The organism is Lacihabitans sp. CCS-44 (genome assembly GCF_024343735.1).
GTDB lineage: Bacteria > Bacteroidota > Bacteroidia > Cytophagales > Spirosomataceae > Leadbetterella.
The window spans coordinates 84,668-99,688 of sequence record NZ_RJUE01000005.1; the positions used below are offsets into that span (position 1 = coordinate 84,668).

The 15,021-nt window shown below is 37.6% G+C and carries 12 protein-coding genes; 4 read left to right on the forward strand and 8 right to left on the reverse strand.

All coding sequences use genetic code 11. From position 1 onward, the window contains the following. Positions 1-72: 72 nt before the first annotated feature. The gene (locus EGI26_RS04660; RefSeq protein WP_255076713.1) at positions 73-2,472 is read right to left on the reverse strand and encodes a penicillin acylase family protein; all 2,400 of its coding nucleotides are present in this window, start codon (positions 2,470-2,472) and stop codon (positions 73-75) included. A gap of 251 nt (positions 2,473-2,723) precedes the next feature. Between EGI26_RS04660 and EGI26_RS04665 the strand changes: the two genes are divergently transcribed. Continuing rightward, positions 2,724-3,029 carry an isoamylase early set domain-containing protein gene (locus EGI26_RS04665; RefSeq protein ID WP_255076714.1) on the forward strand — a complete coding sequence of 102 codons (306 nt, stop codon included), beginning with the start codon at positions 2,724-2,726 and terminating at the stop codon, positions 3,027-3,029. A 109-nt stretch (positions 3,030-3,138) separates the two neighbouring features. Here the strand turns inward: EGI26_RS04665 and EGI26_RS04670 are convergent, their stop codons facing one another. The 5 genes from EGI26_RS04670 to EGI26_RS04690 all read right to left on the reverse strand — a co-directional run bounded on the left by EGI26_RS04670 (position 3,139) and on the right by EGI26_RS04690 (position 8,344). Further along, entirely contained in the window at positions 3,139-4,275 is a 1,137-nt protein-coding gene (locus EGI26_RS04670) for an ATP-binding protein (protein WP_255076715.1), read from the reverse strand. A 384-nt stretch (positions 4,276-4,659) separates the two neighbouring features. Next, positions 4,660-6,015, reverse strand: coding sequence for a deoxyguanosinetriphosphate triphosphohydrolase (locus EGI26_RS04675; RefSeq protein WP_255076716.1), 1,356 nt, complete (start codon positions 6,013-6,015; stop codon positions 4,660-4,662). Positions 6,016-6,017: 2 nt separating this feature from the next. After that, positions 6,018-6,683 (reverse strand): TVP38/TMEM64 family protein, encoded by a 666-nt coding sequence (locus EGI26_RS04680; RefSeq protein WP_255076717.1) that lies wholly within the window; start codon positions 6,681-6,683, stop codon positions 6,018-6,020. Position 6,684: 1 nt separating this feature from the next. Next, positions 6,685-7,413, reverse strand: a complete 729-nt coding sequence (locus EGI26_RS04685; protein WP_255076718.1) for a cyclopropane-fatty-acyl-phospholipid synthase family protein — start codon at positions 7,411-7,413, stop codon at positions 6,685-6,687. 1 nt (position 7,414) lies between these two features. Then, on the reverse strand, positions 7,415-8,344 hold the full coding sequence (locus EGI26_RS04690) for a GDP-L-fucose synthase (RefSeq protein WP_255076719.1): 930 nt from the start codon (positions 8,342-8,344) through the stop codon (positions 7,415-7,417). 67 nt (positions 8,345-8,411) lie between these two features. On the opposite strand from EGI26_RS04690, the gene EGI26_RS04695 reads away from it, so the two are divergent. The 3 genes from EGI26_RS04695 to EGI26_RS04705 all read left to right on the forward strand — a co-directional run bounded on the left by EGI26_RS04695 (position 8,412) and on the right by EGI26_RS04705 (position 12,316). Next, positions 8,412-9,386, forward strand: coding sequence for a toxin-antitoxin system YwqK family antitoxin (locus EGI26_RS04695; protein ID WP_255076720.1), 975 nt, complete (start codon positions 8,412-8,414; stop codon positions 9,384-9,386). A gap of 439 nt (positions 9,387-9,825) precedes the next feature. Continuing rightward, positions 9,826-11,016 carry a TlpA disulfide reductase family protein gene (locus EGI26_RS04700; RefSeq protein WP_255076721.1) on the forward strand — a complete coding sequence of 397 codons (1,191 nt, stop codon included), beginning with the start codon at positions 9,826-9,828 and terminating at the stop codon, positions 11,014-11,016. 202 nt (positions 11,017-11,218) lie between these two features. Beyond that, entirely contained in the window at positions 11,219-12,316 is a 1,098-nt protein-coding gene (locus EGI26_RS04705) for a Fic family protein (protein ID WP_255076722.1), read from the forward strand. Between the two features lie 59 nt (positions 12,317-12,375). Here the strand turns inward: EGI26_RS04705 and EGI26_RS04710 are convergent, their stop codons facing one another. Continuing rightward, complete coding sequence (locus EGI26_RS04710) at positions 12,376-14,265, reverse strand: LamG-like jellyroll fold domain-containing protein (RefSeq protein WP_255076723.1); 1,890 nt, start codon at positions 14,263-14,265, stop codon at positions 12,376-12,378. Between the two features lie 53 nt (positions 14,266-14,318). Continuing rightward, positions 14,319-14,984 carry a hypothetical protein gene (locus EGI26_RS04715; protein WP_255076724.1) on the reverse strand — a complete coding sequence of 222 codons (666 nt, stop codon included), beginning with the start codon at positions 14,982-14,984 and terminating at the stop codon, positions 14,319-14,321. Positions 14,985-15,021: the final 37 nt, after the last annotated feature.

A 15,021-nucleotide genomic window follows, 5' to 3' on the forward strand; every position in this document is an offset into this window, starting at 1 on the left:
ATGAAGAATAGAACTTACACTTTAAAATCCTAAAATCACCAAATCCTACGAATCCCAATTCTGACATTTACTTCACGGCCTAAAAATCATCTTCCCGTAAAGCACCTTTTCAATATCTTTTCTACTGGTGAGTTCTGGTCTTTTGCCTCCTTTGGCAAACATTTCGGCTTGATCGTCGTACCTTTTGCTCATGAAATAACCACTTTGTCCTGTCGGGTTTACACTTTGAGCGGCTTCTGGATTACCAAAATCTATGATTCTACGTAAAGCTGGACCATAAACTACCTTGTAGGTTCCGGTTGAATCCATGTGAAAATCGAGATTGTTGATAGTCTCTCTTCCGCCGTTTACAGGAATGGGGCCTACGTTAAACCATTTGCCAATTACTGGTACTATTCCAAGTGGGTGTTTATGTTCTATGGTATGCACTTTGCCCCATTTCCATTGTGTTTTGTCTTTCCCTAATTGACTTACCAAGTCTTTATTAGTAAGGTCAATGGCTTTCAGAATTATATCTTTTCTGGTTTCTTTATCTTTGGTTTTGATATTATCCCACCATTTCGAATTTTGATTTATTAGAAAAAATTCGGTGTTTCTTTTCATCGCAAAATTGTGCTCAAAAGCCGCAAAAACATCTGGGCCAAGTTCATCTAGGAAAGAAAGTTGATAAATATTATAGAGTAATTTGTAGAACACCGTTGGTTCGATATTTTCTAATTCATGTGTGCCATCCCATTTGCTCAGTATTGCTTTGAGTTTTTTACCTTCCGCATTCAATTCTGTTTCGTTTAGGCCAGCAAAAATGCTGTTAATCATACCTGGATAACTGCTACTTTTTACATCGTTGATTACTTTCCGTACTTCTTCTTCGGTCCAATCATTTTTATCGGTAAAAATCAATTCTTCGATTCTTTTTGCTCTGTTTGCTGGTACATAATAACCCGGTACAAGGCCGTTGCCCATATCATCGGGTTGATTATTAGCCGTATACAATGCACCTCTTTCAGGATTTAGAATTTGCGGGTTTAAGCTGAAATCGTACCAACCTTGTGGGTCATCAAGTCCAGTTGAGCCGTCTAATATTACCTGTGGATCTACATGTTTAGGTCTTATTGGCAATTTTCCAGCGGCCCACCAAGCAATGTTTCCTTTTGTATCTGCCCACATAAAATTAAGTCCAGGCGAGGTGAGTGGAGCTACAGCTTTGCTCATGTCGGTGGCATTTTTTGACTTACAGATATTGTAAAAAACATTCAAATGTTGTGAAGGAAACTGATGATATACCCACCAAAGTGCTATGGGGTCTTTGTAGGTTTCCACATTTTTAAATGCTCCATTCAGCAAATATCCATGTCTGGTTTTCTTTACTTTTAAAACTACGTCAGGCTTGTCTTTTACTTTAATAATCTCTTTCCTGATTTTTATTTCTTCCCACGTATCTTTATATTTTACCTGATTTGGGTTGGCAGGGTTTAAGGTTTCTCTGAAAAAGTCGGCATCATCGTTTTCAAACATCGTTAGACCCCAGCCGCCGTTGTCATTGTGACCTAAGGCTGGGACAGGCGTTCCGGCCAAGAAATTGCCATAGGTTTTGAAAGTAGGGCATTCGAGATGGGCTTCGTACCAAACGGACGGTTGTGAAAAGGCTATGTGCGTGTCGTTGGCTAATATTGGTTTGCCTGATTTTGTTTTTTTGCCGGAAATTACCCAGCCGTTAGAACCATGGAAAGGCGGGAAAGCCAAGTCTTGGTTCATTTTGGTCAATTGATTGTGCATCTGGGCTAAGTTTTTAGCGGCCGAAGCACTTCTTTGAACAGGAATTTTGTAATTAGAATCTGGCCATGCTGTCAATATGTCTTTGAAATAATCTGGTCCCAATCTGTTCATGATGTCTGTGGAAACAGCCTCAGCACCAAAAGCACCCACAAAAGTGTAGCCCATGTAACCAACGATTATTTCCATGTCTTCAAGGGTGAATTCTGTCTTCGGAATACCCGCAATGGTAAATTCAATGGGCGTTTTGCCATTTTTGATATATTGATTTATACCTTTAATGTATGCTTTGGCGGCTTTTACAAATGGTGAGTTGGGGTCTTTGTAAGTGTTTGCTATGGTTAGTTTGGCGTGTTCTCTGAAACTGAGAGTTCTGAAAAATTTGTCACTTTCTAAGGCAGGTTCTCCAAACAATTCTGAAAGTCTGCCGTCCGCCAATCTTCTGAGGACTTCCATTTGGAACAATCTGTCTTGAGCGTGTACATAGCCGAACGAGTAGAAGAGGTCTTCTTCGTTTTGTGCGTAAATGTGAGGAATACCGTGGTTATCATACAGAACTTCTACTTCAGATTTTAAACCTGGCAGTGAAAGTGTGGCGTTTAAGTCTGGCTTCAGATAGGCCAAATATCCATATATACTAGCTGCAAATAATATTATAAAGCCGAGTGCAAAGAAAATTATTTTCTTGAAGGTCTTCATTGGTTTGGTTTAAAGGATGATAATTCAAAATTATGAAATTAATTCATTGTTTAGTGCAAATTTGAACAAATCGAAAAGGGGAAGATTTTGTTATTTTAAGAACTTTTTAAGTTTCTTTTGTTGAAATATTTGAATACATCAATATTTTTATTGTACTTTTTCAAGAATTTTGAAAATTAAGGCACTCATACACATACACTTAAAAAAACTATAGTAGTAAATTTGCAATGTAATCAAACAGAAAATTACCTATGGCATTAGCTAAGCAGTTTTTAAAATCGAAGCCAGTTTGTAAAGTGACTTTTGAATTGGCTCCAGAACAAGTTTCAGGAAATCAGGTTTTATTATTAGGAGATTTCAACAATTGGGATTCTGAAGGAACACAATTGAAGAAACAAAAAAATGGAAATTACAAAACGACAATAGAATTGCCAGTAGGCACAGAGACTCAGTTTCGTTACTTAGTAGATGGCCAAAACTGGATCAACGATGACGCTGCTGACAAATATGTTCCTTCGGGAGTTTCAGCAGATTTTAACTCTGTTGTAGCGTTATAAAAAGTTTTTTATTTAAGGTTGAATAGATTTTAAAAATAGCGATCATTTGGTCGCTATTTTTTTGTGCTTTTTTTCAGTACATGTGCTTTTATATGGTTTTCACAGTGTTTTAGTAGGGATAAATAGTTAGAAACTCCATAAAGTTCCCCTTGTTTATTGACTGAGCCGACTTAGGCTTATAATTTTCCATAAATATTGGTGGAAATTTTACTTTTTCTTTTGGATTCCATTTGAATTCATACACATACAGTTCACCATTTATTTCTTCCACATAATCTATTTCAGCTTTGTCTTTGTTTCGCCAAAAATACGTCTTTCCGTAAAACCCATGGTAGGCAAGTAGTTTTTTGCGTTCCATTATCAAGAAGTTTTCCCACAGTGCCCCGATATCGTTTCTGGCAGTTATGGGATTGAAGTTTGAAATGAGAGCATTTCTAATGCCATTATCATAGAAAAATACCTTCTTCTTTTTGTTTATTTCGTTTCTTAAATTTCTACTGAAAGTACTCAGCCGGTATATCACAAAAGACTGCTCTAATAAATGTATGTAGCTTTCGATGGTTTTTACGTCTGCTCCTGCGGTTTGTGATAGTTCGCTTAATGATACTTCGTTCCCCACTTGGTAGGCCAAAGCAGTCAATATTTTCTCTAATATTTGTGGTTTTTTTATACCCACCAGAGCTAAAATATCTTTGTACAAATAGCTGTTGGTCAAGTTTTTCAGTATTTCTTGAGCATCTTTTTGTTCATTTATTACTTCTGGATATGTGCCGAATACCAAATAACTATTTAGATTTTTTAATATTTCTAAATAGTTGGTGTGTTTCAAAAGCTCTTCTATCGAAATAGGATAAAGGTTGTATTCCCATTTTCTGCCTGTCAATGGCTCTTGAGTAAGGTTGGCAATATCTAATGAGGATGAACCTGTGATGATTAGCTGAAATCCTTCGTTGGCATCTATAATCTGCTTGCAAATGAGGCCAATGTTTTCAATTCTTTGGGCTTCATCAAGCAATATAAGTTTTTGATTTCCAAAGCTTTGTTTTAAGAAATTTATGTTTTCCAATTTCCAAAGATTTTGAGTTTCTATTTCGTCGCCATTGAAATAGGTATATTTCTCATTTATGTTGTTCGCCAGATTTTTGATTAAAGTGGTTTTACCCACTTGTCTGGGTCCAAGTATGATGATTGCTTTCTTAAAATCAATCCTATTTTTAAGTTTTTCTTCAAGAATTCTCTTTATCATTTCGCCTTGATTTTAACCCAAAAGTATTCAAAAATTATTCCAATTCCCAAAATATCGCTATTTTTAAGGAATCAATTCCCAAAATATCGCTATTTTTAAGGAATCAATTCCTAAAATATCGAAAAATGCTATCTTAAGTGCACGAATGTTTTGTTGGAAATGAAGTTTTATGTTGGAAAGAGATTCTCAATTATGCACGGTCGATTTCACCTAAACGACCACTCCGTTGTCTGATCGGAGTCGAAGACAATTACCGCAGTGTCACTTCGGCTTCGCTCAGTGACCGTATTTCGGCTTCGCTCAGTGACCATATTTCGGTTTCGCTCAGTGACCGTATTCCGGCTACGCTCAGTGACCGTATTTCGGCTTCGCCCAAGCTGAGCATTAACCAAACTCTGGTGTTTGAATTCCGCGAAGTTTTCTGAACAGGTCCATGGCGTAAACGTCTGTCATACCCGAGATGAAATCTACGATTGAAAGTAAGTTTTGATAAAGTGTATTTTCTTTCGTAATGCGGAATTGCATAGGTATTAATCGTAAGATTTTCTGAGATTTAGCCAATTCCGGCAGCATCAATGCTCCCACAAAATCTTCCAGAAGACCATAAATAACATGATATCCAGCCAATTCTTTTTCTACGACTGATGGGTGATTGTATATTTTCTGAAACGAAAGCTGATCTATCTTTTTCAATTGTGCTATAGATGGCTCGTCAATCAAATCTATGAGAGATTTGTTCAAAGTTCCATTCAAAAGTGCTTCTTCATTTTCAAGAAAAACTTGGGTGCATTTTCGAGTAAGATTGTTCACCAACATAGCTCGTAAAAGCGAAAGTTTCTGGCTTTCGTCGACTATAGTCTCTAATTTCTGAGTGATATAAACGTAGCTGGGGTCATTTACAAACAAAGGCAATAGCAAATCTTGAGCTTCCTGAAAAGAAATGACATGCAACTTAAAGGCATCTTCCAAATCGATTATTCTATAACAAATATCATCTGCGGCCTCTACCAAAAAAACAAAGGGATGGCGTGCATAGATATTTTTAGTTTCGTCTAGTCTTTGTATGCCCAGTTCTTCTACAATCTCTTGATAATGTGTAATTTCTGAATCAAAAAAGCCAGATTTCTTCGTTCCCAGAGATTTTTTGTTGAATCCTGAAACCGAGTCTGTTGGATATTTTATGATAGAAACTAGCGTGGTATAGGTGAGCTTCAAGCCAGCTTCTTGAAAGAGTGTGGTGAGTATTCTGAAAGCATTCGCATTTCCTTCAAATTTTATCAGATCTTGGTTTTGATTTTCGGCGATGTCACTGCTTACTTCATTTTTTGCAAAAAAATCGCTAAAAAAAGTTCGAATGGCTTCTTCACCAAAATGCCCAAATGGCGGATTGCCAATATCATGTGAAAGGCAAGCCGTTTGAATGACATCAGAAAGCTCAAATCTATAAAAATCGTTAGCGTTTGGGGTGAATTTATCTTTGTGCTTAGTGGCCAAAAGCTCACCAACGGCTTTTCCGAGCGAACGCCCAACTGAGGCCACTTCGAGACTGTGTGTAAGGCGATTATGTACAAAAAATGCTCCTGGGAGAGGGAAAACTTGGGTTTTGTTTTGCAAACGCCTAAACTGCGAAGAGAATATTACACGGTCGTAGTCACGCATATAGTCACCCCTGATTTCGTCTCTTGCGTGGGTGTTTTGCGAACCCAATCTTTTGTTAGAATACAGTGTTTGCCAATCCATTTTTACATTTTTACAGCTTTCCTAAAATAATGTGTGATGCCCCAAACCGACACAATGACAAGCAAAAGTACCAATATTTTTGAAAAAAGTCCTTCGTTCGGGTTTTGTATGAGTGTTTGTATTTCTTTGGCCTGACTGCCCGTATACACTGCCAAAAGTGTCCTCGGAAGCATTCCTCCAAAACCTCCAATGAGGATATTTTTGAGTTTTGCTCCAGAAATTGCAAAAGTGAGATTAGTCAGTGCAAAGGGCAAAATAGGAGATAACTTGGCGAAAAATATGATTTTCAATTCATCTTTCCTGATGTTTTTCAGAAGGTTTTTTACTTTTTCATTTTTTTCAAAGTAAGCTTCTATCCATTTGAAATCTAGTATTTTATAAAAAACATAGATTAAAAATATGGCTCCAAAGTTAATTATTAACAGATAGGGTATAGCTTTAAAACTCATAAAATACCCAAAAACTATTGCCAAAAATGTGGGAGGACAAAGTGCCACAGTGGCTCCCAAAGTTAGTATTAGCGTTAGAATTAGCCACTCTATGTTACCAAAACTCGCCAATGAACTTTCGTGCTTTAAAAGATAGTAGCTTAATAGTGAGGTGCTAAAAAGAGGCAGCAGTGTAAAGCCAACAAAACTCAGTATAGAAGGCAGTTTGGATGTTTGCATATCAATTCTTTTTACAGACCATTATCATTCTGTCAGAAACCAAGTCTTGATAAGGATTGAGGTCATAATCTCCATAAACCGCTGTGAGCGTTAGTCCGGCTTTTTCAAAAAAATGCTTGAAATCTTCAAGAAAAAGTAATTTCACTCTCTCTTCATATTGGTGTTGGTCACCCTCATTTTCAAAGCTTATGTTTTTGAAAATATAGCCCAGTTCAATTCTTTTGTTGATATGGAAGTTGATATTATCAACCGTCTTTTCATAATGTGAGTTGAAACCCTCAATAGCTTTGCGACTATTCATATAGTCTAACACCAAGGTTCCGTCGGGTTTTATATTTCTGGCCATTGCCACCACGGCTTTTTGGTTTTCTTCCTGATTTTCGAAATAACCAAAGCTTGTGAAGAGGTTTAGCATTACATCGAAAAATTCAGGTCTGAATACCTCACGAATATCGTGTTCATGAAACTGAAGTGTTTCGTTTTCAGAGGCTTGTGCATGCCAAATATTGTTGGGCGAAAGGTCGAGCCCCACTACCTCAAAGCCTTTGGAGTTGAGATAAATCGCATGCCGGCCTTTGCCGCAGGCCATGTCGCAGTATTGTCCTTTGGTCTGAAAATTAAGCTTTTCGGAAAGGTTGTCAATAAACCTTTGTGCCTCATTTTCGCCTCTGCTTTTGTACAAAATATGATAAAAGGGCGTATCAAACCACTCTGCAAACCACTCTGCCATGTTAGGAGTGCAGAGCTTTATATTCTTTGTAGACCATGGCTATGCCATCTTTCAGCTCAATAGAATGTTTCCAGCCCAATCCATTCAGTTTGCTTACATCCATCAGTTTACGTGGTGTGCCATCTGGTTTTTCAGTATTCCATATTATTTCACCCTTAAATCCCACTTCGTTTTTGATTGTTTCGGCCAGTTCTTTAATGGTCACATCTACTCCCGTACCTATATTTACCAAGGTGCTGTCGTTGTAGTTTTCCATCAAATATACACAAGCTTCGGCTAGATCGTTGGCGTGTAAAAACTCACGCATGGGCGAGCCAGTTCCCCAAAGTTCTACACTAGATTTGTTCTCCATTTTGGCTTCGTGAAACTTACGAATCATGGCCGGCAGTACATGAGAATTGTTGAGGTCATAATTGTCATTTGGCCCGTAAAGGTTGGTTGGCATCACCGAGATGTAATTGCATCCATATTGCTCACGGTAAGCTTCGCACATTTTTATGCCCGCTATTTTGGCTATGGCATAGGGTTCGTTGGTGGGTTCTAAAAGACCTGTCAAAAGATAGTCTTCTTTCAAAGGTTGCGGAGCCAATTTTGGGTAGATACATGACGAGCCCAAAAACATCAGTTTCTTAACGCCAGCCAAATAGGAACCATGAATGACGTTATTTTGAATCTGTAGGTTTTCGTATAAAAACTGACCTCTGTAGGTATTATTGGCTACTATTCCACCCACTTTTGCAGCAGCTAAAAATACATAATCAGGTTTTTCGGCTTTCAAAAATTCGAAAACTTCAGTTTGGTTTCTAAGGTCTAATTCTTTAGAAGTTTTTAGCAAGAAATTTGTAAAACCTAGGCTTTTCAGTTTCCTAACTATGGCCGAGCCCACCATTCCGTTGTGGCCAGCTACATATATTTTATCGGATATTTCCAATTTTTTGTTGAAATTTACGTTTTGAAAATTCAAATTGCTCACAAAAGTACTACACAGGTATCTTATAATGAAACGAATTCTTTTCATATACATTTTAATTGCAGGATTTTCGTCTTTTGTCTTGGCTCAGGATATCATCCCGAAGCCCAAAACTAAAGCGGAAAGAAAAACGGACCGGAAAAAAATGACTTTGGAGGAGCGTATAGAAGACACCATACCAGTTGATGTAGATTTGCCAAAAGCAAAAATAAACCTACCCGGCGACAACAAGATAAGCTCAGTAGAAGACGCCAAAAAATTCTTGAATGAAACGATTCCTAATCTGTCAAGCGACGTAAAAGCCAAAAGCAAGAAAGCAAAAAAGGCCATAGAAAAAGCAAAAGCCGAAGTTTTTGATGGTAAGAGTTTTGAGAAAATTGCGATAGATAAAAGAGTTTTTAAAAGAGGATCTGGTAGTCGACTTTTATATCAGGAGTTTTATGTTTTGAAAAATTATCAAAAACCCAGTCCGTACCTGAGAACGTTAACTTGGTTTGATGAAAAAAACAAAAAGTTTGTGGAAGCCCTTACCAGAGACACCAAAACCAACAGCTTATTACATGGCCCCTTTAAAGAATACAAAGGCGAAAGCTTAGCCAGAGAAGGGTATTATTATTTGGGAGCAAAGCATGGCAGATGGATGGAGTATGATAAAGATTTCAATTTGCTCAATAAGGAAGTTTATAACAAAGGCTTTTACCAAGAATCAGAGATAAGTTACTACGGTATAGATACTACTAAAATCAAGGAAATAGTGCCGAAAATCTACGGCAAAATAACAGGTGCTTACTGGAAATTTCATGAAGATGGCACTACTGCCGAAGAGGGCCATTACGACGAAGGCAAGAAGGTTGGCCGTTGGGTGGAGTTTTATCCAGGAGGAAACCGCCGCAAGAAAGTAACACAGCACCCAAAGGATATTTTTGATAATTCCGAGCCTTTTGTGATGCAGGAATACAGTGCAGATGGTAAGCTGATTTATGACAGTACTGCACCTAAGTGAGGTTTTTTGTAAAGGCATTTAGGCTCAAAGGCATTTAGGCAAAAGGCATTGAGGCACAAAGGCATTTAAGTAAGAGGCACTGAGGCATTTAGGCAAAATGCATCGAGGTAAATGAACTCTGTGTAGTTCTGTGCAAAACTCTGTGCAATCTGTGGTAAAAAAACTTCAAAGCTTAAACATTAAGGGGCTGAGAATATCTTAATGCTCTTCATGTCTAAATGTACTTAATGTTTTAAAAATGGGGCTTCGAAATCTAAACATTAAGATAATTAAGTAGCTGAGAATATCTAAATGAACTTAATGTTAAAAAAAGCGGATTAAAGGCCAAAACATTAAGAAAATTAAGAAAATTAATGTTTCGAGAAAAAACCAATTCTTGCCAATTTTAAACTTTTTATAAGTTTTCTGCATTTTACATTTATATACTAGAAAATCAGCAATGCTAAGCATATTTTTACTCCTGAGCGGAATTTTATTCTTCTCCTTCCCAAAACCACAAGAAGCTAAACAAGGCACTTGGCGTGCCGAAATACCCACTGTTGCTGGTGTTTTGCCTTTTCATATACTGATAGAAAACAACCGAGCCTATGCCATCAATGCCGACGAAAAGCTGGCTTTTGATACTTTATTTTACAAAAACGACTCCCTGCATCTTAAAATGGAACTGTTTGATGCCGAGATAATCGCCAAAGTGGACGGAGAAACCATGAAAGGTGTTTTTCGAAAAAAAATGGCAAATTTGGACAACAGAGAAGGCGAATTTACTGCAAAATGGGGCCAGAGATTTAGGTTTGCAAATGGCAAAGAAAGCCAGGCATTGTCTAAAAAATATGCCATAACTTTTAATGACGGAAAAAGTACTTATGAAGCCGTGGGTATTTTCGAACAAAAAAACAATAAAGTAAAAGGAACATTTCTAACCACAACAGGCGACTATAGATATTTAGACGGTAATGTGGTAGGCGATAGCCTAAAACTAACTTGTTTTGATGGCAATCATGTATATCTATTTATTGCCAAAATTAATGGCGATAGCCTCAGCGGTGGCACATTCTGCTACAGTATGAAAGGCACTGAAAAATGGTCAGGTATAAAAAATGAGAAAGCCGCCCTGCCCGATGCCAACAGCCTGACTTTCTTAAAGCTAGGTTTCAATAGTATAGATTTTAGTTTCCCTGATGAAACTGGAAAAATGATTTCTATCAAAGACGAAAGATATAAAAACAAAGTAACCATAGTACAGATATTAGGCTCGTGGTGTCCCAACTGCATGGATGAAACCAGTTTCTTGGCCGAATTCAAAAAGAAAAACCCTTCAATAGAAATAATCGGTTTGGCTTTCGAGAAATCGCTGGAGCCATCGTTTGTAAATCCTAAAATACAAAGACTCAAAACCAGATTTGGCGTAACTTATCCGATACTCTTAGCCGGTAAAAACGACAAAGCCGATGCATCTGACAAACTGCCAATGTTGAACAAAATCATCAGTTTCCCTACCACCATCATCATCGACAAGAAAGGTATTGTCCGCCAAATACATACAGGATTTAGCGGGCCAGGTACTGGGGAATATTATAATAAGTTTGTGGAGGAGTTTACGAGGTTTGTGGAAAAATTGGAAAAGGAGTGAGCCAAACCTACTTTTATTTTTTTTTTTGAAATCGCTTAGTGTGCTTTTGTTAATATTATTGGATAAAACCTGCCAAAAACGTACTAAACGCAAAATGTTTCCAGTTGAATCAAATGAATTTTTCGCTAATTGATTTATATAAAGTCATTTTATAAATCAAAAAATTACTATATTTGAGTTATAAAACGAATATTTATAGCTCATGCAGTGGGTTTGGCAAAATATAGATTTTCCTAATTTCGAATATAACACTTCATTTTTCTTTGAATTTGAAAAGGAATTTCACCGTAATACTGGAATCATTATTGGTACTTTAAGGCATTTGGAGTCCGACAATCTAGAGAATTTAAAAATTGAAATCCTAACCCAAGAAGCTCTTTCGACGTCAAATATCGAGGGCGAAATACTAAAGCGAGAGTCAGTGCAGAGTTCAATCAGAAAGCACCTTGGTCTCAAAACAGATAACCGAAAGGTTCAAGCCAACGAAGCCGGCATTGCCGAAATGATGGTGGATGTTTACCTGAACTTTGATAAAGCTCTCAGCCATAAAATGCTTTTTAGCTGGCACGAAATGCTAATGAATGGTCGGCGTGATATCGAAACCATTGCAAATTATCGAACCCATGCAGAACCGATGCAAATTGTCTCTGGAAATCTTTCTTCTCCCAAGGTTTATTATGAGGCTCCTCCATCCGAGCAGGTTTATGAACTCATGGAGAATTTTATAGTGTGGTATGAAGCCGAAATTTCTAAAAAAAACATAGATTCTACGCTCATTTTGGCGGGAATCGTACATTTGCTTTTTGAAATTATCCATCCATTTGAAGACGGGAATGGCAGAATCGGTAGGGCATTGGTTGAAAAAGTGATTTCTCAAAAAATGAATTCCCCAGCTCTTAATTCGTTTGCCAAAATTATTGATTCTCATAAAAAAGAATATTACGATGCCCTACAATCAAGTAATCACAGCCTCAATATTGATAAATGGTTATTGTTTTTCTCTAAAACAATGCTTGATTCTCAGCAATACACCATCAAATTAATAGACTTTTTGGTTGCAAAAAGTAAGTTTTTTATCAAATTCAAGGAGCAACTGAACGAACGCCAAACCAAAGTTTTGCTTTGCATTTTTGAGGAAGGAATAGATGGTTTTAAGGGCGGACTCAGTGCTGCTAATTACCAATCCATAAGCGGTACTTCTTCTGCCACAGCAACGAGAGACTTGCAAGAACTAGTGCAATTGGAAGCCCTTACAAAAACTGGTGAGCTAAAGCATACCAGATATTTTTTGAATGTATAACATCCATGCGTTAATTTATGGACATTTTGGAACACGGATAATTTCGCAAACACGGATTTTCACGGATTCACACATCCCACATTTGCCCCAATCTCCGCCTTAAAATAATTACTCATTCCTCTTGCTTCGAAGCCTGGGTTTAGGGTAATGCTGTTGGGTACTTTGAAATCTATGGCTCCTCCGGGTGCGAGGATTTTGGCATCGCTAGTTATAGTCTGTATTGCTCCTCCCGTATAGGTGGGGGAATCTATTGTACCTGAGATAGTACTGTTATTCGCTTGCGAAGGTGTATTCCCAGTAAACTCATACGCTCCCATGTCAGCTATGTTTTCGAAATTCCTGCGTTTCAGGTCTAAATCTAATGGGCTGATGCCTGTGTTGGTACCAGCATTGATGGCAAGGCTACACCATTTAAGGCGATAATCTCCTCCATCAGTCACTACCGAAAAAAGCACAGGGTTTCTAAAATGTGGTACCACGGTAGTACCATTTAAATTATTTAAACCGCCAGTAACACTTTGCACCAAACTATTTGAAATAAGATTAGTTACAGCTCCATTTGACGATATATAATTATTATTATAAAATAGAATCGTATTGGTAAGGATATTAGTTATTGAACCCATAAATTGAGCAAGGCTATTAATTCCATTATTACCATTGGCTGCGATGGTACAGTTTACTAGTCTCAATTGATTGCTTAGATTTGATACACTTTGTCCTTGCTGAATTCCATCGAACTTATTGTTGCTTATCAAGCTATTGGTAATTTCAGGTTTGGAATTGACTATATAGATTCCAGTAGTGCCATTTCCGCTTATTTTAGAATTACGAATAAAAGGCGTAGAGTTACTTATGGCTATCGCTCCAAAAGTATGGTTGGATAGTGGGGAACCGTTATCGACTATTCTCAAATTTTTTAAAATGGCATTACTGTTTTGAATTCGGAATCCATGGTCAGAACCACCTTTAATTGTAAATCCATCAAGAACTACATTATTTGCGTCAATCTTTGCTACTATTTGAGAATTTGTATTGCGAGTTGCATCAAAATTGAAAGGCGTATCGTTGTCTGTTAAATCGCCTGAAAGTACACTGCTATTTGTGGTATGAATCAAGGCCATATTTCTATAATTTATGCTCTTCTCTGTAGAACTAAAACCTCCATATACTTTTAAACCTTTTGGAAAATTATGCGATAGGATAGTCGAAGTTGGATGAGGTTTGTAGGTTCCTCTGGCCACATGAATATCAAATAATAGGTCATCACAGGTATAGGCAGTGGGCAACAAGGCCAGTCCATCAGCGATATTCTTAAAGGCACTTGGCCATGTGTAACCAATAGGGCCTGGACTTAAACCAAACTCATCTACATATATAATTTGACCATTTACAAAATTGGAAACATCTCCAACATTAGCAAAATTGCTCAGAGTGCCAGAGTTTGTAGTATTATTTACAAGGCTATTTACCTTGGTAATGAGTACGGAATTATTGCCATGAGGCACGCCTTCGCTGAAGTTATAGGCAGCTTGCAGATTGGCTGTATTAGGGACTTTACAAAATCTTTCTTCGTTACTCTCTGTGTTTGTTTTTCCGACCGACCAAATCCTGACCTCATCTATTTCACCTTTGAAATGATTTATATTTCCCCGACTGCCTATATATAACAAAGAATTATTTTGGGTTTGATTGGTATTATCGTTTAATGTGCCGTCGGAAACTCCGTCGATACGCAGCTGAAGAACCCCAGCACTCCTTATAAATGCAATATGATGCCATTTGCCATCTTTGATAGAAATACCCGAGGTAATGCTTGGGTTGCTTGTCCCATCATACCGGGCAACCCTTATTTTACCAACGTTTCCCGCATTTTGATTGTTGATGTGTTCGTTGAGATAGCGAATAACAAACGGATAACTGTTACTAGTTCCATCCCATTTTTCCAAAATATCGTTATCAGTATTTGTTAAGTTGGCCTGGTTTTCAGTTGAGGAAACTCTTAACCAGCTGTAACCGTAAAATCTTGTCCAGATGTAAAATTACCTACTGTTGAGGGAATTTCGACATGGTCATTAATGCCATCAAAATCGAGGGCTACGTTTTGCGGTTTATCATCTCCAATCATGATATTGTCTAATGTAGTGAAATGACCAATATTAGAAGGGGCAGCAAAAATTACAGCAGTTAAGTATTCGTTGGGGTTATTTACCTTAAAACCAACGGAAGCGTTTAATGCTGAATAAGTTAAGTTTACATTGCTAACATTGCCCAAATTTGATACCGCTATAATATTTATGGAAACGCCATCCTGAGGAACGCCATTTCCATCTTCAGGGCGAACAAAAGCCCTCATTTTTCTTACGTTACTACCTTTAAATGCTAATGTGATGGATTGACCAGAGGCATAGCTTGTTAATCTACCGAAATTACCAACTATGCCTAAAGGTGAGGACGCCACAAAAGTGAAGTCATTATTTGGCGAAGGCCCAGACCTTACGTATGGATTCGGTAAAAGGGTTACAGCCGTTGGGAAGTCAAGTTCGGTATAAGAAAAACCACCCAAGGCATAAAAATCCTGCATGGAAGCCGAGGTGTAAGAAGTTATCTGGCCTTTGGCTATTATTGAGAATGTTAACATGAAAACTAAAACTAAATTCTTCGTCATGGCTATTTTTGTATAATGATATTTCTATACTATAAAG